General features: G+C 43.4%; 27 protein-coding genes and 2 tRNA genes. 10 read left to right on the top strand and 19 right to left on the bottom strand.

Annotated elements, in window-relative coordinates; genetic code table 11:
* Nucleotides 1-33 precede the first annotated feature (33 nt).
* Entirely contained in the window at nucleotides 34-771 is a 738-nt protein-coding gene (locus NWE92_03525; GenBank protein ID MCW4028698.1) for a hypothetical protein, read from the top strand.
* A gap of 69 nt (nucleotides 772-840) precedes the next feature.
* Here the strand turns inward: NWE92_03525 and NWE92_03520 are convergent, their stop codons facing one another.
* Nucleotides 841-1,659 (bottom strand): hypothetical protein, encoded by an 819-nt coding sequence (locus NWE92_03520; protein ID MCW4028697.1) that lies wholly within the window; start codon nucleotides 1,657-1,659, stop codon nucleotides 841-843.
* A 156-nt stretch (nucleotides 1,660-1,815) separates the two neighbouring features.
* Between NWE92_03520 and NWE92_03515 the strand changes: the two genes are divergently transcribed.
* On the top strand, nucleotides 1,816-4,395 hold the full coding sequence (locus NWE92_03515; protein ID MCW4028696.1) for a PQQ-binding-like beta-propeller repeat protein: 2,580 nt from the start codon (nucleotides 1,816-1,818) through the stop codon (nucleotides 4,393-4,395).
* 218 nt (nucleotides 4,396-4,613) lie between these two features.
* Nucleotides 4,614-4,689: transfer RNA gene (locus NWE92_03510), tRNA-His, on the top strand.
* 42 nt (nucleotides 4,690-4,731) lie between these two features.
* Here NWE92_03510 and NWE92_03505 read toward each other — a convergent pair.
* Together NWE92_03505 and NWE92_03500 are read right to left on the bottom strand one after the other, a co-directional pair.
* On the bottom strand, nucleotides 4,732-5,073 hold the full coding sequence (locus NWE92_03505) for a hypothetical protein (GenBank protein ID MCW4028695.1): 342 nt from the start codon (nucleotides 5,071-5,073) through the stop codon (nucleotides 4,732-4,734).
* Between the two features lie 91 nt (nucleotides 5,074-5,164).
* Complete coding sequence (locus NWE92_03500) at nucleotides 5,165-6,031, bottom strand: cation diffusion facilitator family transporter (protein MCW4028694.1); 867 nt, start codon at nucleotides 6,029-6,031, stop codon at nucleotides 5,165-5,167.
* Between the two features lie 170 nt (nucleotides 6,032-6,201).
* Here NWE92_03500 and NWE92_03495 point away from each other — a divergent pair.
* A tRNA-Leu gene (locus NWE92_03495) sits at nucleotides 6,202-6,289 on the top strand.
* 38 nt (nucleotides 6,290-6,327) lie between these two features.
* Here the strand turns inward: NWE92_03495 and NWE92_03490 are convergent.
* Entirely contained in the window at nucleotides 6,328-7,263 is a 936-nt protein-coding gene (locus NWE92_03490) for a site-specific integrase (GenBank protein MCW4028693.1), read from the bottom strand.
* A gap of 312 nt (nucleotides 7,264-7,575) precedes the next feature.
* Between NWE92_03490 and NWE92_03485 the strand changes: the two genes are divergently transcribed.
* Nucleotides 7,576-8,292 (top strand): hypothetical protein, encoded by a 717-nt coding sequence (locus NWE92_03485; protein ID MCW4028692.1) that lies wholly within the window; start codon nucleotides 7,576-7,578, stop codon nucleotides 8,290-8,292.
* Between the two features lie 346 nt (nucleotides 8,293-8,638).
* Here NWE92_03485 and NWE92_03480 read toward each other — a convergent pair whose 3' ends face one another.
* Nucleotides 8,639-9,934, bottom strand: a complete 1,296-nt coding sequence (locus tag NWE92_03480; protein MCW4028691.1) for a hypothetical protein — start codon at nucleotides 9,932-9,934, stop codon at nucleotides 8,639-8,641.
* Between the two features lie 2 nt (nucleotides 9,935-9,936).
* Nucleotides 9,937-10,422: a hypothetical protein gene (locus NWE92_03475; protein ID MCW4028690.1), complete on the bottom strand. Its 486-nt coding sequence runs from the start codon at nucleotides 10,420-10,422 to the stop codon at nucleotides 9,937-9,939.
* A gap of 107 nt (nucleotides 10,423-10,529) precedes the next feature.
* On the opposite strand from NWE92_03475, the gene NWE92_03470 reads away from it, so the two are divergent.
* Complete coding sequence (locus NWE92_03470) at nucleotides 10,530-11,030, top strand: hypothetical protein (protein MCW4028689.1); 501 nt, start codon at nucleotides 10,530-10,532, stop codon at nucleotides 11,028-11,030.
* A 102-nt stretch (nucleotides 11,031-11,132) separates the two neighbouring features.
* On the opposite strand, the gene NWE92_03465 is transcribed toward NWE92_03470, so the two are convergent.
* The 4 genes from NWE92_03465 to NWE92_03450 all read right to left on the bottom strand — a co-directional run bounded on the left by NWE92_03465 (nucleotide 11,133) and on the right by NWE92_03450 (nucleotide 15,295).
* Nucleotides 11,133-12,287 (bottom strand): hypothetical protein, encoded by a 1,155-nt coding sequence (locus NWE92_03465; GenBank protein MCW4028688.1) that lies wholly within the window; start codon nucleotides 12,285-12,287, stop codon nucleotides 11,133-11,135.
* Between the two features lie 299 nt (nucleotides 12,288-12,586).
* On the bottom strand, nucleotides 12,587-14,227 hold the full coding sequence (locus tag NWE92_03460; protein MCW4028687.1) for an AAA family ATPase: 1,641 nt from the start codon (nucleotides 14,225-14,227) through the stop codon (nucleotides 12,587-12,589).
* 179 nt (nucleotides 14,228-14,406) lie between these two features.
* Nucleotides 14,407-14,787 carry a hypothetical protein gene (locus tag NWE92_03455; GenBank protein MCW4028686.1) on the bottom strand — a complete coding sequence of 127 codons (381 nt, stop codon included), beginning with the start codon at nucleotides 14,785-14,787 and terminating at the stop codon, nucleotides 14,407-14,409.
* 127 nt (nucleotides 14,788-14,914) lie between these two features.
* Nucleotides 14,915-15,295, bottom strand: a complete 381-nt coding sequence (locus NWE92_03450; GenBank protein ID MCW4028685.1) for an SET domain-containing protein-lysine N-methyltransferase — start codon at nucleotides 15,293-15,295, stop codon at nucleotides 14,915-14,917.
* A gap of 178 nt (nucleotides 15,296-15,473) precedes the next feature.
* Here NWE92_03450 and NWE92_03445 point away from each other — a divergent pair, with 178 nt between their 5' ends.
* Entirely contained in the window at nucleotides 15,474-16,196 is a 723-nt protein-coding gene (locus NWE92_03445) for an ion channel (protein ID MCW4028684.1), read from the top strand.
* Between the two features lie 13 nt (nucleotides 16,197-16,209).
* Here NWE92_03445 and NWE92_03440 read toward each other — a convergent pair whose 3' ends face one another.
* Nucleotides 16,210-16,530, bottom strand: coding sequence for a hypothetical protein (locus NWE92_03440; protein ID MCW4028683.1), 321 nt, complete (start codon nucleotides 16,528-16,530; stop codon nucleotides 16,210-16,212).
* A gap of 278 nt (nucleotides 16,531-16,808) precedes the next feature.
* Here NWE92_03440 and NWE92_03435 point away from each other — a divergent pair, with 278 nt between their 5' ends.
* Nucleotides 16,809-17,924 (top strand): LPXTG cell wall anchor domain-containing protein, encoded by a 1,116-nt coding sequence (locus tag NWE92_03435; GenBank protein MCW4028682.1) that lies wholly within the window; start codon nucleotides 16,809-16,811, stop codon nucleotides 17,922-17,924.
* A gap of 4 nt (nucleotides 17,925-17,928) precedes the next feature.
* Here the strand turns inward: NWE92_03435 and NWE92_03430 are convergent, their stop codons facing one another.
* Together NWE92_03430 and NWE92_03425 are read right to left on the bottom strand one after the other, a co-directional pair.
* Nucleotides 17,929-18,357: a VOC family protein gene (locus NWE92_03430; GenBank protein ID MCW4028681.1), complete on the bottom strand. Its 429-nt coding sequence runs from the start codon at nucleotides 18,355-18,357 to the stop codon at nucleotides 17,929-17,931.
* A gap of 82 nt (nucleotides 18,358-18,439) precedes the next feature.
* Nucleotides 18,440-19,696, bottom strand: coding sequence for an MBL fold metallo-hydrolase (locus NWE92_03425; protein ID MCW4028680.1), 1,257 nt, complete (start codon nucleotides 19,694-19,696; stop codon nucleotides 18,440-18,442).
* Between the two features lie 531 nt (nucleotides 19,697-20,227).
* Here NWE92_03425 and NWE92_03420 point away from each other — a divergent pair.
* Nucleotides 20,228-20,893 (top strand): molybdopterin-dependent oxidoreductase, encoded by a 666-nt coding sequence (locus NWE92_03420; GenBank protein MCW4028679.1) that lies wholly within the window; start codon nucleotides 20,228-20,230, stop codon nucleotides 20,891-20,893.
* Nucleotides 20,894-20,899: 6 nt separating this feature from the next.
* On the opposite strand, the gene NWE92_03415 is transcribed toward NWE92_03420, so the two are convergent.
* The 5 genes from NWE92_03415 to NWE92_03395 all read right to left on the bottom strand — a co-directional run bounded on the left by NWE92_03415 (nucleotide 20,900) and on the right by NWE92_03395 (nucleotide 23,738).
* Nucleotides 20,900-21,307: a hypothetical protein gene (locus NWE92_03415; GenBank protein ID MCW4028678.1), complete on the bottom strand. Its 408-nt coding sequence runs from the start codon at nucleotides 21,305-21,307 to the stop codon at nucleotides 20,900-20,902.
* Nucleotides 21,308-21,340: 33 nt separating this feature from the next.
* Nucleotides 21,341-22,300 carry a magnesium transporter CorA family protein gene (locus NWE92_03410; protein ID MCW4028677.1) on the bottom strand — a complete coding sequence of 320 codons (960 nt, stop codon included), beginning with the start codon at nucleotides 22,298-22,300 and terminating at the stop codon, nucleotides 21,341-21,343.
* A 52-nt stretch (nucleotides 22,301-22,352) separates the two neighbouring features.
* Nucleotides 22,353-22,712 carry a hypothetical protein gene (locus tag NWE92_03405; GenBank protein MCW4028676.1) on the bottom strand — a complete coding sequence of 120 codons (360 nt, stop codon included), beginning with the start codon at nucleotides 22,710-22,712 and terminating at the stop codon, nucleotides 22,353-22,355.
* Between the two features lie 68 nt (nucleotides 22,713-22,780).
* Nucleotides 22,781-23,353: a DUF6512 family protein gene (locus NWE92_03400; GenBank protein ID MCW4028675.1), complete on the bottom strand. Its 573-nt coding sequence runs from the start codon at nucleotides 23,351-23,353 to the stop codon at nucleotides 22,781-22,783.
* A 79-nt stretch (nucleotides 23,354-23,432) separates the two neighbouring features.
* Nucleotides 23,433-23,738, bottom strand: a complete 306-nt coding sequence (locus NWE92_03395; protein ID MCW4028674.1) for a DUF3892 domain-containing protein — start codon at nucleotides 23,736-23,738, stop codon at nucleotides 23,433-23,435.
* 206 nt (nucleotides 23,739-23,944) lie between these two features.
* Between NWE92_03395 and NWE92_03390 the strand changes: the two genes are divergently transcribed.
* A complete protein-coding gene (locus tag NWE92_03390; protein ID MCW4028673.1) occupies nucleotides 23,945-24,589 on the top strand; it encodes a hypothetical protein in 645 nt (214 codons plus the stop codon).
* Between the two features lie 84 nt (nucleotides 24,590-24,673).
* On the opposite strand, the gene NWE92_03385 is transcribed toward NWE92_03390, so the two are convergent.
* A complete protein-coding gene (locus NWE92_03385; protein ID MCW4028672.1) occupies nucleotides 24,674-25,162 on the bottom strand; it encodes a 50S ribosomal protein L30 in 489 nt (162 codons plus the stop codon).
* Nucleotide 25,163 lies beyond the last annotated feature (1 nt).

The following is a 25,163-nucleotide window of genomic DNA, read 5'->3' as shown; positions in this document are numbered from 1 at the left end:
CCGTTCAGAAACTAACCCTCCGGAGAAGAAAACATGAGGAAACGGTCTAACAGAAGCATCATCTTTGCATTAGTCGTAATAGCTACCTTACTGTCAGTATGCGCCTACGCTTTTTGGTATCACGCTAATGCGCCGTTAGCCCAAAGAGAGGACAAAACCGTCTACACACCGTTAGAAAACGTGAAGATTGATGCTGCCACCTTCAACGGCGACATAGAAATCCAAGTGACCTCGGGCAACCAAATCGAAATCATCTACACCATAACCGCACCCGACGGATACCTATCTGACGTAACAACCTCCACCAATGAAAACAAAACCGACAACCTAACCACCCTAACCGCTACCTCGTTACTTCTAAGCAGCGACTCAACAAATTACAAAGCAAACCTGCTAATCAAAGTGCCAAACACCAACAAATACAACCTAACCCTCACCACCGCAAATGGAAACATAATCAAACCCCAACTAAACGACACCACAGTAGTGGCAACCACCAACAAAGGCAACATAGACATCAAAGACGGCGGCGCCAGCGAAATCGACGCCATGACGCTAAACGGCAACATCAACATTGGCTTAATGCAGAATACCCTGTTTCAGGTGGCTGCCAGCGTTGGAAACGGCAAAATCACCCACCAAGGAATTTCATTAGATACAAGCACCGACACTGCGACGCGGCTTATGGGCACAACAACGGGCGGAAAAGGCAACCTCACTTTAGCGCTTGTATCTGGAAACGGAGACATAACCGTAGAATACAGCCAGTGATAGTCATAGAATTGGGATTTGGTTGCGGGAAGAGCCAGCCCCCTTTTTGCCGCAATTAGTATGTTGTGTTTATGTTTGAGAAAATATGGGTTTGATAACTTTCTGGTTGCGCTCATGCCGCCATAGTGACTGGAAATAATGGTCCGCAATAGCCACCATTGAAGGATTATTCGACCACAAACTTGGCGAAACCAAAAAAGCAGAATCCGCAAACAACCCTAAAATTACTTCCGAGGCATCCATAATTCCAACTTTCGCTTTAGGCGGTGAATTTACTAAGCGATAACTAAAATTTTTGTGGTTTATCATATCTTTAAGAAACCCAGGGAAAATCAGGGGTTCACGCGGCTGGTTAGTTATCCAAAAGATGGAAACCCCTCGATTTAACGCATCCATAGCAGCCTTATGGGTGATGGTAAGCCAAGGTAAAAACTCAGCCACAGGGGTAACTATTCGCATTGTCCGCTCGGCTTTTTCAAACGATTTTAGAACACTACAACTAACAGCCTCTCGTTCACGTGCTAAGAAAAACTGGTCACTCTGCGGGGGAGCCTCATTCCCAAAAGGCCGTACTTGTTTTACGAAAACACCGGCTTGCTGTTCCATATCTGCCAATTCGTTTCGTCTGCGTTCTAAAAGCATATTGGCAGCATCTTTAGGCGACAATGCACTAAACCGCGCTGGATGGTCAAGCGTCTTCTGCACTATGCCTAACCGTTCTAGCTCCTCCAGCAACCGATATACATCTTGACGAGGCACATTCGATAATTTCGCTATCGCATAAACGCGTGAATCAGCACCCAAACGTAAAAGCGCCAAGTAAACTTTCGACTGACCAGCAGAAACGCCTAAATTCATCAACGCTTGAGTTTCATCAACCCAAACCAAGACGAACACCCACCCCAAATTAATAACCGCCTTATTGTTATTTATCATTTTCTGCTGTCGTCAGTTTCTCTTACGACAGAGCGTAATCTAACAGACTTATGGCTCTTTTTTTTAAGCAATAACCATCGAGTAAGCCAGTTAGAGGAGAAAATAAACATGCAAATTAGCAAAAACAAAAAGAAGACAATATTTTCTTTGACCTTGACATTGGTCATATCGCTTGCAATAATTCCACTGTCAACTGACGCGCACACACCACCCTGGACTATCCCAACCTACGCATACATCGGTGTAAGCCCAGATCCCATCGGAGTAGGGCAAACCGCAACGATAGTTTTCTGGCTCGATAAGGTACCACCAACTGCGGCAGGCCTCGCCGGCGACGTATGGCGAAACATAGAAATTGTAGTCACAAAACCCGACAACACAACCGACACACTCGGCCCATACAGCACAGACACAGTAGGCGGGGGATACACAACGTACACCCCAGACACAACAGGAGAGTACACCTTCGAATTTATCTTCCCAGGACAAGTTGCAAAACGGGAAGGACCAACAGGTCTACTTGGCACAGACAGCCCCTATGTAAACGACACCTACTTAGCCAGCAACGCAACCACCACCATCACAGTGCAAGAACAAGCATTGATACCCATCGGCTACCCTCTGCCAACAGAATATTGGACTCGCCCCATTGAAGGACAAAACACAGGCTGGTACTCAATAGCCTCTAACTGGCTAGCACAATGGCCAGGAGGCGGCATGGGAATCGAAGGAAGAGTTCAACCGGACGGTATTGCACCAAACACTGCACACATCGCATGGACTAAACCGTTCCAAAGCGGAGGAGTAGTCGGAGGAGAAACCTACCTCTCAGAAGATGGAATGACCTACTATTCAGGAACAGAATATGAAGGCAAATTCCGCAACGGCGTAATCATAATGGACGGCAACCTTTTCTATGAACTCCCAAGAAGCGACGACCCAACAGGCGGCGGATACGTATGTGTCGACCTACTCACCGGAGAACAAATCTGGTACAAAAACATCAGCATCTCATTTGGCCAACTCTATGACTACGAATCCATGAACCAGCACGGCGTCATCCCCAGCGGATATCTATGGAACACCCCCGGAGGAACCTTTGTAATTGGCTTTGGCATGGGTTCTGGAACATGGAAAGCCTATGACCCAGAAAGCGGTGAATTGCTATTCACCCTAACAGATGTACCTTCAGGCACCATAGACTACGGACCAAACGGCGAAATTCTCGTCTTTAAACTTGACGCAGTCAATAAATGGGCGGCATGCTGGAACAACACAGCCTCACCAGCACTAACAGCGGCAGGAGTCGCAGGAACTACAAGCTCTAACTACCAATGGCGACCAGTTGGAAAAACAGTAAACATGAGCCAATCATACAGTTGGAACGTGACTTTACCCTCATCAATCCCAGCCGGATCAGCAATTCGCAAAGTAATTGCCGAAGACATCTTGGTAGCAAGCACGGGCACCATTGGAGGCGTTGGCGCAACCTCTCAGCAAGGCACAGTCTGGGCGATTAGTCTCAAACCAGAATCAAGAGGCACCTTACTGTGGTCAACCAACATCCAAGCACCAAGCGGTAACCGCACTCTAACTTTTGGAACAGTTGATGCAGATGCACGCGTATTCACTATGTATGAAAAAGAAACTATGCAATGGTGGGGCTACAATCTTGACACTGGCGCTAAACTGTGGGGTCCAACCGATTCAGAAGGCGATTGGAACTACTACAGTGGACCTTCAGGCACCATAGGCGTCTACGGTACAGGTAGCTACACAGCAGCCAATGGCAAACTCTACACTACGGGCTTGGCAGGTAAAATCTACTGTTACGACGAAACTGACGGCGCATTGCTCTGGAATTACACCGTTCCTAGCACTATAGACATTCTCTATGGAGACTACCCCTTCCTGTTTGGCGCTATTGCAGATGACAAAATCTACACAGGATGCAGCATACACTCAGCCAACGCACCACACTTCAAAGGACTAAAAGTATACTGCATTAACGCAACCAGCGGCGACGAAATCTGGAGCATAGACGGCTGGGCAGCAGACGGAAGCATGGCAGTAGCAGACGACCACATCGTGTACCTTAACCTCTATGACCAACAAATCTATTGTCTAGGCAAAGGTCCAACCCAAACCTCAGTCACGGCCTCGCCGAAAGTCACCGCCGAGGGCAGCAGCGTACTCATTGAAGGCAACATATTAGACATCTCAAGCGGCACAAGCCAAAACGAGCAGGCAGCACGGTTCCCCAACGGAGTCCCCGTAGTCTCAGATAGCAGCATGAGCGCCTGGATGGAATATGTCTACATGCAGAAACCTAAACCCACAGACACCATCGGAGTCACCGTAGAACTCAATGTACTTGACTCCAACGGTAACTATCGACCGATTGGCACCGCAACAACCGATGCCAGCGGATTCTACAGTTATCAATGGACACCCGACATAGCAGGCAAATACACTGTTATCGCAACCTTTGAAGGCTCAGAAGCTTACTGGCCATCAAATGCAGAAACCGCCTTCGCCGTAGACGAAGCAGCACCAACCCCAACCCAGCAGCCAGTAGCAGCCGCACCACCTACAGAGATGTACTTTGCAATCTCCACAGCAGCAATCATAATAGCCATTGCAATAGTCGGCGTATTCCTCGGCTTAATGCTCAAAAAACGCGCATAAAATAACAATCTCTTTTTCTTTTTTTTAGAAATCATCTCTTTGTAAAGTGGTCCAAAAAAAGCAGACCATAGCTGGATGTTTTGATTACCGAGAGAACATGAAGTATGGCAGCGGGAAAATCTTCCGCAAACGAAAATAAGGAGTTTGCTATGACTCTAACAAAGCCAAGCTTTAAACTCGGGAAAAACAGCCGAGATGCAAGTTTTGCATAAAAAGTGGCCGGGGTGATGTAGCTTGGCAGCATAGAGGCCTGTGGAGCCTTTCGCCAGGGTTCAAATCCCTGCCCCGGCCCCACAAACTAATTTCTCCACCCGCAGAATTTTGCTCCCTAAACGCTTACTTGAGAATATCTGTGACTGCCGCCACCACGGCAGGTAAAACTTTGCCCTGCGCAACTAATTTCCGCAGCCGCTGCTTGTTAGACTCTGAATAGGGAGTTTTTGGGTTGCGCGGCGAGAAGCGTTGGGCATAACTGTTTTCGTCAATGCGCTTGGCAGTGCTGTCAATCCAGCCAAAACACAGGGCCTCTTCCACGGCATCATCGTATGGGATACGGGGTTTGCCACTTGCCTTTTTAGGGTAAATTAACCAGATTTCTTTCTCTTTGTCGTAATGTTCTGATAACCAATTACGCCACTCTTCGCGGTCTGTGAAGTAAACGGTTTTTCCGATATTCATGAATAACCCGCGTTGACTCGTCAGTTAGCTCTATAGACCCCGCCCTTATTTAAAGGAAGTTTCAAAGTGAGTTTAGCTATAAGACACCCTTTTACTTATAGGGCTCAAGAATAACACTCATTTCCAATATGTCAGGGTACTCTTTTTGGATTTGTGCTTCTATCCGAGATGCAACCGCCCAAGCTTCTTCCACAGTCATATTGCCCCTTAAAACTATATGCATGTCACCGATGAGGTAAGAACCCATCTTCCGCATACGTATACTATGCACCTGCTTAACCTGAGGCAAACTTTTGGCTATTTCATCGATTGCATCAACGATTTCAGGGGAATTAAATGAGTCTACAAGCACAAGGGAGGCTTCTTTGATTATGGGATAAACCATTGTAAAGACAAACAAAGAGATTATGATACCTGCAATTGCGTCTGTCTGGATAATGCCAAAGAAGCTGCTTAAGGCAATGCCTACGAATGCGATGACAGATGTGAGGACGTCTTTTATCGAGTTTGAAGCATCTGTTTTTAATGCTAAAGAACCATATTTTCGGGCAGCACGCCGCTTGTAGATTAGAAGCAGAGACGAAACAGTGGCAGCTGCTAAAGCAACAACTAATGCTACTTCAGAGTTTGCTACGGGTGTGGGGTTTAAGAGTTCTCGGTATGATTGAATTAGGGTGATTGCGCCTATGGTTGCCATGAAAAGGGCAGCAACTATGCTGCTTAGGGTTTCGACTCGGTGGTAGCCAAATTGGAATTGTTTATCGGGGGCTTTTCTTGAGATTTTTAGCCCTATCCAAACTATCAGGGAAACACCTGCGTCCGCGAAGGATTGGATGCCGTCAGCGATAAGCGCAATGCTTAGGGTGAATATGCCCATGAATAGTTCGGATAAGCCAACCAGTATTTGGATGAAAAAAGAGCGTTTTGCTACTTTTCCGCCTTGCGCGAGATCAGCCATTTTTTTGTTTAATGTCCTCTAAAGGTTGCTACTCCTCTTGGGAATCGGTGCTAAAAACATTTTGCAGCGGTAACTAAAAAAATAAGAAGGGAAAGAAGGTTTCGATTGAGCCCTTTTTGGCGTGGTAACGTATTTATTTAGTTGAAGAGATTGAGGTATAGCCTGCGTGTGCAGGGGTCGCCGAGCATGGTCAAAGGCGTAGGCTTCAGGAGCCTATCCTGTAGAGGTTCGTGGGTTCAAATCCCACCCCCTGCACCAATATAAGCAAAATAGCCTAGGGTGTAAAGGGTGAGGCGCTACTTTCTTTTCTTGAAAATCTTTGAGCCTTGGAAGTCTGTAACATACTCAAATCCAGCTTCTATCAGAGAGCAAATGTCAGCCTCCGTCTTTGCGACCTTTGAGATGTATTCGCATTCGCCTTGAAATAGCGCTTCTTCAAGTTGCACATATAGCAGAGTGTTTTGTATGTTCCTATGTCCGAGTCGTTGCATTACATAGTACATATCTTTAGTCTGGTGGTATAGCATTGTGCCTTTCCAATAGCGGAATGTGTGGAAGTGAATTCTTAACAGACGTGGATTTCCTATCTTATTAGAGAGCTTTTTTCGTTGTCTTTGCAGGTTTATAGCGAAGTATTCAATATTCATGTCTGCTGTTGAGAATACTCTGTCTCCGTAGATTTTCTTTAGGTTGCTGAGCATTTCTAATAATTTGTTGCTTAGGTGTGCGACTCTTGGGTTACTTCCCTTTTCAGGAGTTATGTTGACAATCTTGCTTTCGAAGTCTATGTCTGTCCATTTGAGTGACCAGATTTCGCCACGTCGTGCACCTGTTTCTTTTAGCATCTGAAGGAATGTGGCGAGTTTTTTGCTGCATCCAGCAATCAGTTGGTCTATTTCGGTTTCCTTAGGGATAAACGGTAGCTTTCGTATTTTTTTGTAAATTGGTGCTTCCCATTTGCCGCCTATCATTTTAAGAAAAGATGAGTAGGCATCTATAGCATTGTTTTTTCTGCCATTGCTCCAAGTTTGTTTAGCTATGACTTCTTTGACTGTCTCGGGGTCATAGAGGTTAACTCCTCGTTTAACCATCAGGTTTAGCAGTTTAACTCTTGGATTGATAGTTGATTCGCTTCTTCCGTTCTTCTTTAGCCACCAAGCGTACTCTAAGATTTTATTTGTATGTGTAGTTGATTCACCCGCAACAGTTTTTGTTTCTGTTGCAGTTTCCAATTTTTTCGCCTCTAATTCAGCGCATAATTGGCTGATACTCTTATGGGCAATTTCTAGATTTAAGTTTTTAGAGTCGCTGAAGCGAAAACCACATGTTTTACATTGGTATCTTTGGGTTAAGCCTAAGTTTGTTTCCCGCGTTCCATCTTTCCAGTTTCTTTTACTATTACAATTAGGACATTCTCTACTTGCCTTTTCACCTCCTTTGTCTTCGTTGATTAGCGTGTAAATTTCACCGATTCAAAATTGGGAGATTAGCATATTAACGGGCAAGGAAAATATCAGGGTAAATTTGCGCAGGCAGGTTTGTTTGTGACCTCAAAGGACGAAAAAGATGACGCACTCTTAGAAAAGCATGAAAATCTTGATTCTGGTTGTAAGAACATCTTTTTTGCATTACGGATTAAGGGAGCCCTTCGTCATGATATGTTGTTGGATGCGCTCAAATTTCTTGATATTAAGATGTCAAGACCAAATTTGGATATTCATTTAAAACATTTGGTTGATTCAGGGTTAGTTGAGTGTAAAAAGGGGTTTCAATTTTCTGAGTACACTTTGGTTAAGGATATTTATGAGCTGGTGCGACCTGCTACGGTTGAGGAAGTCAAAAAGCAATTAGATTTGGATTATAAAAACCAGAAACATTTCCCTAAACGCCTTAGGGAACATAGACTTACTGCTCGTCAGAGGCGAGAGTTCTTTGAGCAACTATCAGATGAGCAACTTGATAAAAGGGTCAATGAAGAGGCTGAGTATCTTGTTATTTCGAGCCTTCTTGAGTTGATGGAAATTGTAACTTATGACTTGGGCAAGAAACGGTTTGGTGATGATAAGGCTTTTTGGAAGGTGATTGGGAACCCGATGTATCGGATGCATGAGAAATCTATTGTTACGCGTTGTAGAGATTGTCCTCGCTATAAGGAGAAGTTGTTTAGCAAAATTGAGAAAATGTATGAAGAGTTTAATGAGAAATACAATAAGGTAGTTCCAAAAAACGGTTTAGAAGACCCTTCGCGTCGCAGAACATAATCTGAAGTTCGTTTATAATTTTAACAAGTACAGTGCTCGGCGAGCTTCGCTCGCCTGCGCCGACAACGCTAACTGTTCTAACGCTTTTTTGAAAAAAGCTTAGCAAAAATGATGTTCTTTATGTTTGCACAAAAGAACCAAAAAGCCGCTAAAATTGGAACCCCCAGACCCAATTTTAGCCAGCCCCTATTATGAATGCTTGCTGTGTTTGTAAGTTGTATTACACGTCAATCCTCGCTAAAAATGAGTTCACCCCCCGTCAGCGGGTAACCCCCCTCATTTTTAGCTTGCGGTTGACACTCGTGTATTTATGACATCTTTTATTTTTGATGAAAACTGTTAGAGCTTAGAATGCAGATTCCGTCATTGGAATAGCTTCAATTCTGTCGAGCATCTTAAACAGCTTATCCTTTATTGACTGATCTAACGAACAATTATTTAGAAAATATCTAATTCCAGAATAGGACCAAGCATTTTTGAAATCTGATGGAAGAGAATTGTATATGTCATTTACTACTCCCAAATATAGTTCTCCTTCTATTTTTTGACCTTTGAGGAAATACGCTACTGCAATAGCAAAGTACATCGACATGTTTATTTCAATGTGACCTTTGTTCGGGAGAGTTGCTTCTGCTTCTTTAATAGCCTCATCATACTGTCCAACTGTAACAAGAATTTCGGCTAAATTTGGTCTTGAATAAAAGTGGTTTGGATGTACTTTTAAAGCTAACTTAGCGTAATACAACGCTTTCTCGCTATCATGAAGACAATCGTTATAAATATGCGTTAAATTGATCAAAGCACTTTTGTTTCGGGGCTTTTTCTTAAGTACTTCTTGAAGAATTTTAATCGCTTGATTGTATTTCTTCATGATCCCATATACCGTTGCTTTCCCTATTAGCGGCTGAATTTCATTATCAAGCGTAAGTGCTCTTTCAAAAGACTGAAGCGCTCTAATGTTATCTTTTACACCTAAATAAGACCAACCGATATTGTTCCAAGCGAATTTATTCTTAGGTGCTATCTTCAAAAATGACTGGTATGCTTCAATAGACTCATTAAATTTTGACATCTCTGACAGTGTATATGCAACGTCAAACAAGTAACTGGGATCATTTTTGGAGGCTAACTCGAAATAATATAACGCATCTTCTGACTCGCCTTTTCTTCTATAAATTCGACCGATGTCACCAAGTAATTTTATTGCCTCTTCGTCGTTACCCCGTTCTTTACTCTCTTTATAATATTCCTGTAATTTATCGAGTGCTTCATCAAATTTAGATTTTTTAACCAACTCTGAAATTGTGTCTTGATGGGCCCTTTCAGCAATTTCTGGACTGCATTCGGCAACCTTACTATTCCAATATTTAAGTAGAGCCTTGATAAATTCTCTATCAGATCGGTTAATTCTACTGTTTGACTGAAATTCTTTTATTGTGTTTTCAATAAAATATGAAAAATTCGTGGCTTGTTTGGTGTCTCTGCTACAATAGAACGCATATAATCGTAAAGATACCTCAACTAGATTAACTAAAAGCTGCGCTGGATTGGCGGGTTCCCCGTTTAATTTTAATCGAATCTCATCAAGCTTTGACTCGTCATTTATAGGAGAATACGTATTAATTTTGTCACTTTTTATCATGTTTATTCTCCGCCCCTTCTTCTTATTCCAATAGTTGTCATAGTCTCAATTCTCTGATCAGTTCTTGTAATAATACTGCGGGCGCTCTTCATGATCCTGACAAGACTAACATCTATTTTAGCCACAATTTCAGTTTCATGTTTCTTAAGCAAACGAACAGGTTCCTGAATTTGTTCGAGTTCCTTTTCTATAGTCGACAGTTCATCATTAAAGAAACCATAATCCTTAAGTTCAAAAGGACATGACGCTTTGTTATCCGAGTGATATTTTGCCATTTCAGAACAGTAGATGTCCTCGTAAGCTTGTTCGAACTCGTTAGCTATTAAAATATAGAACCGCTCATCAGCAATAAGTGTTCTGAGCCTTTTCACACAAGCATACAGCGTTTTAGCGTTGCTTCTGAGCTCCACGTATGGTAAAGCTCTTCCTTTAGCTTCGAGAGGTGAAATTTGTTCACCGATTTCTTGGACAAGTGATGTGTCGCCCAAAAGCACACGCCAGTTTTAGGATATTAGGCTATAAAATCTATTTATATATTGCCTACACCCATACGAAGTTAGCACAAAAACTAACATCCGAACCGTGGTATTGACTCATGGAAAATGATGATGATGCAAAAATTTTACATCCAATCGCTCAACTACAAAAGGAAATAATTAAGATGCAAAATGAATCTGCTAGTAGAGCGAGACTCACTCAGAGTGTTATACTTTCGATGACTCTGGCATCATTTCTAATTGGCGGCGGTTTAATTATTCTAGCGATTGTCGAATTTTTTCATGTTGGTAATACTTCTTTAGGTATAATTTCAACAGCAGGTGGATTGAGTTCTATCACCGCTGTTTTGCTTTATAGACCTATGCAAAAAGCTCAAAACAGTGTAAATAGTCTTGTGCAGTTGCAAATAGCCTATCTCAGTTTTAACTCGAAAGTAACAATATGGACTGAATATGTAAATGCGCGATCAAACGATGGTTCAGGGATTGATATTGAGCGTGTTAAGGAGGCAACTGCTGATATTGAAAGTGCAGCATCTAAGGCTCTAATCCAAATAGACGACTTCTGTTCCGAGCGAGGTAAAAAATCCCCCAATTGATTCTAAACCGCTTGTACGGCAATAAGTTAGTTAGCCACCAACTAATGAAACAACCTTTTAGGCAGGAAATATCGCTAAATAGTAGCGTGCAAACGGATTCAACTACTTGTTTAGCCAAACAACAATATACCTGTTGTCCAAATATCGTGGCGAGTCAATCCTACAATCCCACCATTTCAAATGAATTTTTTCTCGCCATACATCGAAGTCACACCCAACTACCCCTATATTTTGAATGGCTGGTTTTACATAACCTTTTGAGTGCCATTTGCTATCCATTCCAATAGCTCCAAAGATAGACCGTTGACGCGTGTTTTTTGGTAAACAATTAGTCATTATTGTCTTATTCCAGACTTCAATAGCCCTCTTGAAGGGCTTATGCTTCTCAGGCGTATCTGGAGATTGCTTCATGTTAGCGTAGCACTCAATTATTCTTTTGAAGCTTTTAACAAAACCACAGAATACCCATTCCTGCCCATAACTTAAGCGTATAATCGGTTGCTTTACGAAATATTTGCCTACTACATAGTGACTCATTCGGTCAACATCCGAATAAGGTACTTCCTCAATTGAAGTATTCCATGAACCCCATATCGTATACCATTGCTTATGTAGCCAGTTTTTGGGAATTGGCGGGTAATCTTTGGGTTTGCGGAAAATAATGTGTAGTACGCCTCCTCCTTCGGCGGTTTTTACCTTGATGTATTTGAATTTGGAGCGAAACATAGCCCAATATTCAGGGTACTTAACGCTTTTCTTGCGAGAATGCACTTCATAGGGTTCTAAGTGGTTTTTCTTACAGAATTTTTCATAGCGCATCTTTTGCCAATAATACTCTATTTTTTGCTTTAACTTGGTGAACGCATAGTTTAGCTCGGGAATTCTTTTGAGTCTATCTTGAGGTCTATCCTTATTGTATTGAGTGCTTAGCGTGAGAAAATCTATTCTTTCCTGATTAGTCTCTCCGACAAGAAGACCGCTCCTGACTCTTGAGTAATGCGCCTTGTTTTTCTTGCTGTAGCCCTTTTTGCCGTACTTGGTTAGCCCAGTCCATTTATCACCATAATCGATGTATTCTGTTTTTGGTTCGCCCTCTTTGATGTGCCAGCCAGTTTCGTCTTTGTAGACCCCGTGCAGCTTGACTTTGTGATAGAGCTTGTCATCTTGAGAGGTTAAAACACTATCAGGGTCTATTCGACTTGGAAGCCTTCCAGTGTACGGTTTGAGTCCATTCGGAAAAAGTTCAGGAGATGACAAAGTTTAGGCATAGTAGAAAGCCCTAATGTGCAATAGCAAGAAAAAAGGGAAGATGTGCGGGTGATTTCTCCACGGGTGATAGAGTTCAAATCCCACCCCCTGCACCTTTAAATACAAAAAGTAAGGGGGTCCCGCTGGCGATGTTTCTGCTAAAGCTTGTGTTTCCTAAAGATTTTAGCGCCCTCAAACTCTGCCCGTTTGGTATTTCCCTTATTCTTCTCCCGATCATGCGAAAAAGCCCAGCAATTAGTGCGGACTAAATACACAAGCAACATTGGTTTTCCTAAAACAATCAATTCTTAAACTTTGGAACGCCAAAGGTCTTGTAGCGTAGACAAAAACTGGGGTGAAATAATCCCTATAGTACTAGAATATAACATGACAAATTCCTCTGGGATATCAACCATTCTTTTTGCTATATCGGGACCTTGGCTCTTGTTCTCAGGCAGGGGCACAGGATTCAAGTATTGCTCAATGTTATCTTTAGCCAGAACATAAACTGGAATTGAATTGCTGTCCGAAATAAGATCCGAATCGATTTTTTCGACTAATTTAAACGTTGGAAGATTTCCAAGTTTATTCTGATTAAATACGTCGATAATGTTGCGTACCTTCGCTTTCTTATCACCGTCAAAAATCAAAAGGGCAGTGTAAGGCTTTTGAGGGATTGTATGTAAAAGATGTTCCCAAAAGTCACCCCCTAGATGATAAAAGTCCACTCGGTTCTGAATCTGCTGAATCGTGGAAGCGAACCCTTGTTTTTGCTTGAATAAATCATAGCATTCGTCGATGAATTTCTTAAAAAAGATTTGATGAATATAGACATCGTAAGTGCCTTCAACGAAAACATGATAGTCTTTGAGGCAAGTAGTATGGGGCAAATAGCCTGCAAAAGTGTTAGGATCGTGAGAATTATGATCCAGACATACTTTCACGAATTCATTTTTAGTAACAGAATATAGAAAAATGCTGAGTTGCCCATTATCCCAGAGTCGGGGGTTAACGAACGCTGGATCATGGGTTGCTATGAAGAATTGCTTGTTTGGGACATTTCTTAGAAAATTAATAAATTTTCTCTTTGCCGCCGGATTCAATCCTAATTCAGGCTCGTCGATCAATACTATCTGCTCTTTGGAGGAAATTATGTCAAATACTAAACAAATTAGGGAGCGCACCCCTGAACCTTGCTCATTAATGGGTGTTGAAAATTTTCGTGGTCCTCGTCGATAATTCAGAGATCCCGAGGTATAAGTTTTCAATTCTGAGTCTACGATTTCTTTAATGCTGTCTTGAACTTCCTTAAGCTTATCAGCATCAAGGTCTTTACCCTTGATGTATTCGGAAATATCTTTTCCTTTGTAGTTCTTCAGCCTCTCTTCAGGACAGTATAGTACAGTTTGATTAATGACCTGCATCGTCGCGGTTGGAATTAGAGAAGAATGCTTGTTTTTTAGCGTTTTATTATCAAAATCAAGCTGATTTTTACAATACTGCGTCATGTGGTGTACGTATTCTTCAACCATTTTTTCTGTCAAGTTACGATTCATAGCTTTATAACTATCAATCAGGCCCTGAACAATTTTCGCTATGTCGTTTTTTTTATAGTCTTCAAAACTTTCCAGAAATTCATCGCTAAATTGGAAAAACAATTTAGGTATAACTGTTGTTTCAAAAGCGTCCCTTTCGGATAGTTGCCAAGAATAATCGATGAATTGCTTTCTGCTTAAGTTTTCCAGCTCCCGACAAATAGCACATTCTTCAAAATTGGGGCTGTTTATTTGTCTGTCGCTGATCCCACGTAACTTTTCAATCGCTAATAGAAGGTTTGATTTACCGCTATTATTTGGGCCAATGAAAACATTGACATGGCTCAAACCCTTCAAATGTGCGTGCTTAATATTTTTGAAATTAGTAATCTCTAAGTCCTTGATTACTATCATGAATGCTTAGTTTATTGCTAAGTTAATATAACTTTTATCAGATTAAACAAAAATTGGAAAATGCGGAGAAACGAGTTACGGGAGGTAGTGCATCACCAAAAAAAGGGATTTTGCGGGCGATGTCTCCACTGTGTTGGGGGTTCAAATCCCACCGCCCTGCACCGATTAATTTTTCCCTGCTATTGCTGTCTTCCTGCTGCGTCGATTTTGGCGGTTGCCTGTTTTTCAACCAAGTACGGCAAGGAAGGGTTTTCTTTATTTAGGTATAATTTTGTGCCTTTTTTCACGGCGTACCATTGTCCTCTCTCGCCAGTTGCAGAGAACATTATGCCTGACATGACATTTCGGTTGAGATTACCAGAGTAAATGGTGTTGTTTTCCTCGTTTGGTGCCCTTTTGAATCTCCAGATTATGGCGCCGTCTACTTCGGTCCATGTTCCCTCGTTTGCTCCTGCTAAGTACCCGAAGGTTCCGTCGAAATTGAAGTATATTTGCGTGCAATTGTAACTTCCTTTAATTCCCCAGTCAAAATGTAGAGTCCACCAACCAGTAGAATTCAACAGCTATCCCCTTCGAGGATTAGTTAATCGCAGCAGATTAATACGTTTAACGCCCCCAACGCCTTTTCCAAACCGCTTTTGAAAATCTTAGCCTATGAAATTGCATGCCAAATAGCAACCTCCGACATCATTTGCGCTTTATCGTTTTTTTGCAGTTTCTGCTTCCGCAATGGCAAGGCATAGTTTCATCTGGGGCTAAATCGTTTGAGTAGTCCGATGTGACTTCTTCGCCTGCTTTTATGTCCCTTAAGGCAACATCGCAGAAATCCACCACATGCGTGTTGGGGTCGCAGCAATGATTGACATATTTCGCGGGAGTCTGCTGCACAATGATTTTGCCGTCCCGATAGGCTAAATACCGTTTTTCTGTCTCGGAAACCAGCTCTGCTTCGGCGGGTGTAATTTGCTTTGAGGTGTCCCATTTTATCACTGTTTCGCCTTTTTTGAAATCGCGAGTAGCAAAAACGCCCTTGCCCTCAATACAGGAGTCCCTAACAACTACAGCCATACAGTTCACCGATTTAGTTGACGATTGTTTTGGTCTGTGTTGATTAACTTTTCGTTGCCAACAATAACCCCCGACAGCAAGTTAACGATTCAGCGGCGGCGGAGCAATTATAGCAGCCATGAATGCTTAAATGATTCAGCGCTAATAGGACTCTTGTAGAGTCGTCTTCTGTTTTTAGGTGATTCAAATAGCACCCTCCATTTTACGCAGCGCTAAGGAGCGAGTTTATGGTTCAAAATACTTCATCTTAGTGTTCTTCATCATAGTTTATCTGCTTTTCATCCCCTATAGTCAAGGCTATTTTGGGCAGATTTTTCTTTCAGCCATTGTATCAGTGGTGCTGGTTATTGCGGGGTTTTCGGTGAAACAAGAAAAAACAATCGGCTCCATCACCCTACGGGTAGTTTTGGTGACTTTAGCGTTTGTTTGGTTCTTTACGATTCAAGGAAGCATGCGCAGCGAAGAACTCGTACGGTTTTTCACAGCCATTTCTTTCTCACTCATTGGCGTTTTGATTTTCATCAATATAATCAGAACAACACGCAAAAAAACTGTTGAAATGGATTTCATCTGGGGCGGGGTTTCGACTTATCTTTTAATCGGGTTAGCTTTCGCTTCGGTTTACCGTTTGATTGAGATATATGCGCCGGGTTCTTTTTCGAGTTCAGCGATTCCGCCTAAGAGCGATTTTTCTAATTTTATCTATTTTAGCTATTACGCGTTAACTACCATCGGGGGGCTTATGACGCCTAACACTTTGCAGGCGCAGTCGCTGGTAATGTTAGAGCCAGTTATTGGCACGTTGTTTATCGCCATTTTCATATCACGCTTAGTAGACATCGCGGGGAATAAAGAAAAGCACCCCCCGCAAAATGAAGTACTCAAAACAGGCACGGAATAAGATGCAGCAGTTTTTAGGCTTCTTTGGAGAGCTCGAGGACCAACTGCTCGCCTTCCGGGGAAAGGTCGTATTGATAGTACTCGCTTCGGCCAGTTTCTTTTAAGGTGCCCACCAAAAGATTAGCTCGCTCAAGAACAGCCAAATCATGCATCACCTGATGTACATTGTAAAATTCGGGTCCCTCGCTTTGGGGCAACATATCAAACGGTCTGACTTTTGCTACTCTTATTAGAAGGGATTTGTAGCGTTCAAATCCTTCGGCGAACTCTTTCTCTTCACGGATCTTATCTGCTTCAGCCACCAGATGCAATTTTGTTTTTAATTCTTGGGACATAAACCTCAACTCAAAAACCAAAAAACCATATTTTTAATTGATTTTGTTGCTAAATAGGCTTTAGACAACTTAGGGTTCCGCAGCACCGTCGCGCTCATGCTTTGTGGTTACAGTGCAACTCGTTGAATAGCAAAATGCGAATACACCCCTGCTGACAGTAGGTGTTTGTATTTATTCAATAGTTTTTTAAGGCGACAGAACAATAACCTTCTATTCACTATAGGCAGTTACCTATGGTCGGGAGTCAACCATTTGCCCTATCTATGGATGCGAAAATCATGAAAAAACAATTGCTTACAACGGTTTTTATTGTATTTTTCCTTTTTTCAGTCATAGTTGTTCCAGCTTATTGTCAAACGGTAGCGCCAGACGAGGCAACGCCAACCGAAGAAGCACCGCAAACAGGCACGACTAACTGGCTGCTTATCGGCGGAATAATAGCGGTTGTAGCAGTTGTCGCCGCCGTAGCTGGGGTTGTTGTGGTTAAGAAGAAGAGTGTGAGTGAAAAAAGGCTCCAAAAGTATTCTTCCCGGCAATTCGAAGAGTGGGTTATCAAAAAATTTAACGGCAAACCAGCCGACCCCGCTTCAGGAGTAAACGGCTACACCGAGGGAGGCCAACCACTCTTGATTATTCAATCTGACCATGTAAGCTTGGCTGAAGTGGAAGACTTTGTCAAACTCTTAGTCAAAGGAAAAGCCCAAAAAGGCACCATTGTAGCATTCAAGTTTGAAAGCGACACCTTAGAAGGAAAAGTAACCGCTCTAGACAACGGAATCGCTCTTGAGTTACTGCCCACCTATGAGTTGCTAAACAAACGTTACGCCAAAAGAATCAGAAACCTCGCCAGCGCACCCGCCACGTTTGAAGCTTCAGCAGTACCAGTCTATACCCCCGAAGAACCAATAGCCAAACCCAAATCAGAACCAATGTTAACCTTTGAGAAACGACCCAGTGAAGTCCAAGGTGAATTCTCCGCAAAACCGCGGGTCTTCATTTCTAACAGTAACACAAAGGTAGCTGACCAAGTAAAGAGAATGCTAGAGTTCATTCACTACGATTACGTCATGGGCGACAAAGAAGAAACAACCGTTCCAATTTCTGAAGGCAAATTTGGAATAATGAAGGAATGCGACTGCGCCATAATTAACATCGCCGCTGTCGAGCAAGAAAGACGCTACAGCGGACTCTATATCCTCAACCCAAATGTCCTCTCAGAAATTAACGCGGCTTACCTCAAATATGACACCCAAGTCATCTTGCTGGTTGAGCGGAAAATAGATTTACCGGCGAATCTGAAGGGTCTGAAAAGAATAGAATATGACAGCGATGACCTCTCGTTTAATGCGGCGATGGATCTGAATAGTGTACTGGGTGACTTTAGAAAACTCTAATTTTTTAGGGTTCCAGCACCACGTTGCCCTCGGCGTCTAACTTCCAAAACGGGTTATACGCAACCTCAAGTAGGTGCCCATCAGGGTCCTTGAAGTAGCCGCTGTATCCACCCCAGAAAACCTTCTGCGCAGGCTTAACCAGCATTCCGCCAGCTCTAACCGCCTCCGAGAGGACAGCGTCAACTTCAGCCTCGTTTACGGCGTTTAAGGATAGCGTGATACCTGAAAAGCCGCTTCCAGCCTCATCAACTGTTGCGTCTTCCGCGAGGGATTTCCTTGAATACAAAGCCAGACCAATGCCGCCAAGAGAAAACACCGCCAGATTCGGAGTGCTCACAGAGGAGCGTTTCCAGCCCAGGCCTTTCTCGTAAAAATCAACCGCTCGATCTAAATCGGCAACACCAAGCGTTACCAGAGTAAGTTTCTGCCGCATACCTTCACCTAAAACAGGACTAAAGGATTGGGCTTAAAAATAGTTTTAACTACTCTAAATAAAAGGAATGGATATTTCTGGGTTAGGCGTCTATGACTTCGTTTTGTTTGGGGATGCAGACATCGGTTATGCCCGAGATTTTCTCTGAGAGTAATTCTGCCTGTTCGAGGTCGCCGTGCACCAGAATCGTCTGTTTAGGTTTAAGTTTATTGACGAATTTGACGAGTTCATTTTGGTCTGCGTGTCCTGAAAGCTCAATTTGGCGTACTGCCGCGTTTACTGTGTAGGTTTCTTCGTCGGTTTTGAAGAAGCCCTCTTCCTTGGCTTGTTTGAGGGGGCTGTCGGGGGGTAGATACCCTGAAGTTAAGATAACGGCGTTGTCTTTACTCCCGGACCAATCTTTAAGCAATCTTAGGCTGGCGCCTGCGTGACCAAACCCGGAAGTGCAGATAACTATGGCGGGTTCTTGAATTTGGCTGGTGCGGTAAAGGTGCTTGACGTGGCGGTAGTTGAAGGGGTTTTTCTGTTGTTTGATTTCTTTGGTGAATAAGCCTTTGTTTAGGTTGTAGTAACCGTTGATTTTTTGGGCGATGTTGGATATGGTGTAGACGTGATATTTGGGGAGAATGCCGCGTTCGATGGCGGTGTCGATGCGTTTAGCCATTTCTTGGCTACGGTGAAACGCAAAAGTTGGGATTAGGATGTTGCCGTGGTGCTGCATGGTGGTAAGCATTTCCCGAATGAAATCATCAATCAACTCTTCCCGAGGAGGTCTAACCTTACCGCCATAAGTGCACTCCATAATCAAGACGTCGGGTTTTTTGGGTAAAGCCTCCATCTTGCAACCCTGCAAGATTTCGGTGTTGTGAAGACAGAAGTCGCCAGTGTAGACGACTCGTTTCTTTTCGGCTTCGAGACTTGTGATTTTTGCGCCAGCCACATGCCCCGCAGACTGCAAATTAATCTTCATACCGGGCAAGGCTACGGAGTCACGACTCCACCAGCAATCACGCACTTTTTCAGCGGTGCTGTCGTCGAATTCTGTGTTGCCGTTTTGGGTTTGGATGTTAACCATGTCGTGAAGTAAATCAACGGTTACATCGCGGGTTATGTCTGAGCCGACGATAGTGGGGCTGTTTTTTTTACATAAACTAAGGAGACTGCCCGTGTGGTCAAGATGAGCGTGGCTAATGATAACGGCGTCGAAATCGCGGGGTAACTTTTTAGGTTCCTCGTCTAGTTTGGTGCCGTAATCTAGCGCAACTTTGCATGAGTCGGATTCAATAGAAATGCAGGAGCCGCCGACTTCTCTGGCTCCTCCGAGAACTTCAATTTTCAATTCTTGATACTCCAATTTAGTTGTAAACGTGATTTTGCAAAATCGATCTGCACCAGCGAGTCTGGCAAACCAATGATTGCCGCCGTTTATCGCCCTGAAAAGTTCACGGGTTAATATTAAGTTATTGACTCAAATATGGGACTATAGTCATGAAACACGATAAATTTGGGTCTGAAGCTTGTAGGGTGCATTTTTTGAATCTAAAGTTGAAAGTGCATTTTGAGGTGTTTCAACTGCTGTGTTCACTCTTTCTTTTGTTGTCAACGAACCTATTTGCAGCCTATTTGGATCCTATTAGTGGTTCTATGCAGAAACTATAGAGGGGTAGGTCACTATTGACGCAGAAACCACCCATTAACATGTTGAAAACCAGTAGAAAACCCCGCCAAAAAAAAGGAGGGGTAGACTCCTCTAACTGACCCTCAGCCAAAACCGAAAGCGCAAATCTGCAAAAAAGATTTCAGGCAAATCAAAACGGATTTTTTAGGTATCTTTAAAGCCCCCAGTTTTCCTTGAAGTAACGAACGGCTCATGGAGAAAGCAAAGCAGTCAGTCAAAGGCATTGCAATCAGTCTAATCCTCGTGGTTTTAGGGTTGATTGTGGTAACGGTGGTTTTACAGAGCAGCCAATCCAGCATGCTTTACCCCGCCGAAGTCCGCGAGTACAAAGGCGAAGACCTCTCCTCTGTCGGCGACATTAGAGAAAACACCGTCAAAGGCATACAATACATAAACGGCTCCACCTATCGCCTCCAAATCAGTGGCAAAGTAAACCAGACCGCTGAGTACACCTATGACCAAGTCCTAAACGATTTTCCAAGCTACCAAAAGGTAGTGACGCTTTATTGTGTTGAGGGTTGGTCGGCTAAGATTCTCTGGGAAGGCGTGTTAGTTTCAGATTTGCTTGAGCATGCAGGAGTGGACTCCAACGCGACCACAGTGATATTTTATGCCTCCGACAATTACTCCACCGCGCTGCCGCTCAGCTACATAGCCGACAACCAGATTCTGCTCGCATACAAAGTCAACGATATCACCCTGCCACCTGAACGCGGATTCCCCTTCCAACTTGTCGCGGAGAGTCAATACGGTTACAAATGGATAAAATGGGTTACACAAATCGAGGTCAGCGACAACCCTGATTACCTTGGATATTGGGAGAGTCGCGGATTACCCAACAACGCCACCATACCATAGGCGAGCCTACCTAAACTTTTCACGCACACCCGCCTGAAGCAGGTAGAGTATTATGATAACGCTGTAAGAGATTTCAAAAACACCCGCCAACTTGGGAATACCTGGTATGCTAGGCAAATTTAGAATCGTCAAAGAATCAGCAACCACAACAAAAACCGAAACCGCAACGGTGCCGTAGAGTCCGAGACGTTTCTGTTGCCAAACCAGAACCGCAAACCCAAGCGTCAACACCCCAAACACTATTGTATAGATGTCGTAGGTTAGCAGGGTTTGGGTGCCGACGCTAAACTCGTAGGTTAACATCCAAAGCCCCGAAGCAACATGGATGACTCCGATGAGGATTTGCGCCGCTACCAAAACTATAACGCCTAAACTTCTGCCTTTATAGGCAAACGATGGAGATGTTCTTTCCATGTGACCACCTTCCAAGGAGAGGATACTGGTTTTTTATCCGACGGGTTTGGGTTTGAGCCACTTCTTGCGCCATAACCACACAAACGGCAACACAATCGAAAGCAACAGGGCAATTATAACGATGCCAAAGTGGGTGTTTCCGAATTGGGAGATTCCAAAGAAGGTGGCTACAGTATTGGGGAAGGAAGTTACGGTAGTGATAATCGTCAAGTAGAATATGACGACGGTTAAGGCTTGAATTGAAAGGTTGATTTTGTTAGAGATGGACGAGAGATAGACGTTTATGGCGTCAGAGAGGATTTCGCGGTAGGTTTCAACGATGTCTATTTGGCGGGTTAAATCCTCGTGGGTTATGTCAAAGAGGCTACGATACTTAGCATCCATGCAGGCGTCACTACATCTGCGAAGATTAAAAATGAGACTTCGTTCGTACCAGAGAATCTTGTTGAAGCGAACCATGTTGGTTTTGAGTTTAAAAATGCGTTTTAGAGTCTCTGAGGAAGCTTTCTCAACCACTTCCTCCTCCATTTTAGCCGTTAAGGTCTCCAACTTCTCAATATCTACATAATGGTTTGCGACGATTTCATCTATGATAAAATAGGTTACCTGAGCAGGAGGATCATTTTTGGTCTTACTCATACGTTCCTTAGCAAGGTTAATGACTGGTTGAATTTCTTTTTTTGAAACAGTTACTAAAAATTTTTTGGAAAACACCAAAACAATAGGGTAAGCCTTCTTGGTGGAAACCACATCAGCCATGACCAAAAAATCGATGATACCATAACCTTCTTCTACACGCAACTCCACAACGCCGCCGTTTTTGGGCAAACGCAAAAAAGTAACAGGCACATGAACTGTAGCAGCAACCGCGTCTAACTCGGCGTCAGTTGGGTCCACAACTTCAAGCCAAACGTTCGATACAGGCAACGTGGACAACTCCTCTGCCGTAACAGGTCTTTCACTGTTGTCCCCCATAAAAACGGCGCGAATCATAATTAACATGCGATGACTGGGCAGATATTAGAGTTATGGAAAAACAGGCAGCCTATTTTTTGTTGCCGCTTTTAGTTTTCTTCTCCATACAGTTTGCGAGTTCAATAATGAAGGTTTCAACTCGGTCTCTGGTGCGCCCCACATCAACCATCGCGGTTATGGTGGTTACAGGAGTTTCAGCGTTGATAGTCATCTTGGTTTTATTTTCATCCAAAGATTCAGCTTTAACGACTAGGACGGTGCTATAAGACATGAAGCCTGATTTGGTTTTTAGTTTTGCTTTGTGCTGGGTGTCGTCTTTTTCTTCTATAGCCCACTCCAGCTTTTTCACGACTGTAGGGAGAGCTTTCCAGAGCAGTTCTATTGCGTAATCGATTTCTAAGCTTTCTTTTGAGTTGCGTACATAGGCCATGTTGCTTCGGGGTTTCTTGAGAGGGAGGCACAATTTAAGGTTTTATGAAATTACATCGAAAAAAGGAGCTATTGGGAGACGCCGTAGGTTCCTGTAAGTGGATCTTGAAATAGGGCAGCTTGAGGAGGCACAAAAGTGAAGACCACAAAAACCACTGCCAAAAACACCAAAAAGAACAGGGCGACCCAGTTAAGTTTCCGATCAAACGCTCGGCTGATTAGGAGTTTGTAGCTTATCAGTTGCCCCACGACAACTGCAACTATGAAGGAAGCAATGTCTATCGCAAGAATACTCTCCCCCGTTACGAGGGTGTAGGTGTAAAATATGGCAGGGATTAAGGAAACCATCACATAGACGGCTACAGTTTTGGCTAAAACAAAATTATGAACAAACCGCCTTACGGGCAAATACTCAAGTAATGCGTAGAGCATGGTGGGCCAAAAGGCGAGTTTGAGGTGTTCCCAAATGCTTTCGTTAACCGCCGAGAAAACCCCGACAACCAAGTTGCCGCCGGACCCTTCATAAGTGAAGTGCAGAAGAGACCCCAAGATTATGATGATAACTATACCGATTAATTCGCAGGTTAAAACTATTCGATTCTGTTTTTGCCGGGGCTCTAAACTAATAGAGGATTCCCCCAATAAGACAACCTGATTTATTGTATAAGGCTTTCTTGATTTGAATAGCCCATAGCCTGAATATGGAGTAAGCTAGGTGCGCTTAGAACTCGGGAGTGTTTTCGAAGTTATCAGATGCTTCCTCGTTTTCGTCTATTCTTAGGTACTCTTCGCCGTTGATGGTGACGAGGTGAACGGTTTCGCCTCTGCGCCATTTACCCATGGGCGTTTTGAAGATGGTTACGTATCGGGTGCCTTTTTTGATGTCAGCAATTACTTCCGCGCGGGAGAGAATCTTGTTTTCACAAACGACGCAGCCGAAGTCAGAGTGCACTTCGACGCAGTCGATGCGGTTTGGTGTGGGGCCAGAACGTACTGAAGAGATTAGGTAATCAGCCCATTTATCCATGCTTTCACCGTGGCTGATGTACTTGAAGTTTTATTTAACGCTTGTTGTAAAGATATCAAACATTTGTCCTGTAATGCATAATGAGAAAAATCAAATGCACAACAAGTTACCGTTTGATATCTTACAAACGCGCGAGAATTTCATATTATTCTTCAGAAACGTTTAAAGAATAATGATGCATGACCATACGACGGAAAGGGAGAAACATGAGGGGACGAATTGCCCTATGGATAACGCTAACCATAAGCGTCATTATGTTATTATACAGCCTCTACATCGGCGTCGTAATCGGCGCTGACTGGTACGGCAAAGACGCCACTTTCTTGTGGCACATGAACAACTACATTGTTATGGAAGCCCAATACGCGTATAGTATCTTTGGGTTAGCCACCTTAGCCATAGGAGGCTTAGCAACCGGATTTGCCATGTCCTCATTCCTCAACTTCCACCGAACCCCAAAACACATCCTACTATTAGTCACAGCATTCTTTGTAGCCATCATCATGACAGGCCTTGGCTTTAACACGCTAGACTTCATGTTGGGCTGCTTCTACTGGACCAACATGACCTACCCACCACCCATCTATATACCATTGATAGGCGCAGTAGACGTATGGAACTTTTACTTCTTCTTTTTCGTCGCGCCACTATGGTTTAGCGGATTCCTCATGGGCATATCAGGCTCCTACTACGCCTTCATCTACCGCTCCAAACAATCAATCGCAACATACCTCACAAAGAAAAACTTTGCAGGCACAATAAAACCCACAAAACACAAAGATTACATCGCCGAGTCTATCGTGTTCCCCAAAAGCCGCAGACTTGAACCAAACTTCGAAAACACAAACTAAATTCTTCCTTTTTTAGGAAAACATAGCAGATAGTAACAGAAAACTGAATTCTAAAAAGACAAAAAATAAAGTTGAGCCGCTGGATTAAACCATGCGGTTGACGAGTTCGTTGATAGCTTCGCCGCGGTAGCCTGCTTCGCCGCCTGCTTTGAAGCCTTTCTTGGTTTTACCCTTGTAGCCTTTGCTGGGCGGATGCAACTTGAAGCGTGGTTCCACATCGGGAAGTTTGCTGTATTGAACTTTACATGCGATAAGAGCTGCTGCGAGGTCATCGATGCTTTGGAATCCGGCTTTCTGGAGGTATTCGTCGGTGAACTTTTTGTCGCCTGCAAGCCGTCCACGTTTCTGGAGCATAAACGCCACGGTTTCTTTTGTGGGTTCACCCCAAGTTACGTAGTTGCTTACACGTTGAAGCATGCCTTTGTAGGATGGGCGGTCATCAATGAGTATGGCGTGGTTGGTGTGACCTAAATGAAGGAGGTCAAGGGTTTCGCGTGTTTCACGGTGTGCACTAACGGTTCCGCGAACACGAACCGCGACTATGCATTTGCATTCTTCAGATTTTTGTGCCATT

This window comes from Candidatus Bathyarchaeota archaeon (assembly GCA_026014745.1).
Classification (GTDB): Archaea; Thermoproteota; Bathyarchaeia; order Bathyarchaeales; family Bathycorpusculaceae; genus Bathycorpusculum.
Note: the sequence above shows the minus strand (reverse complement) of the source record. Positions and strands in the feature narration are given on the sequence as shown.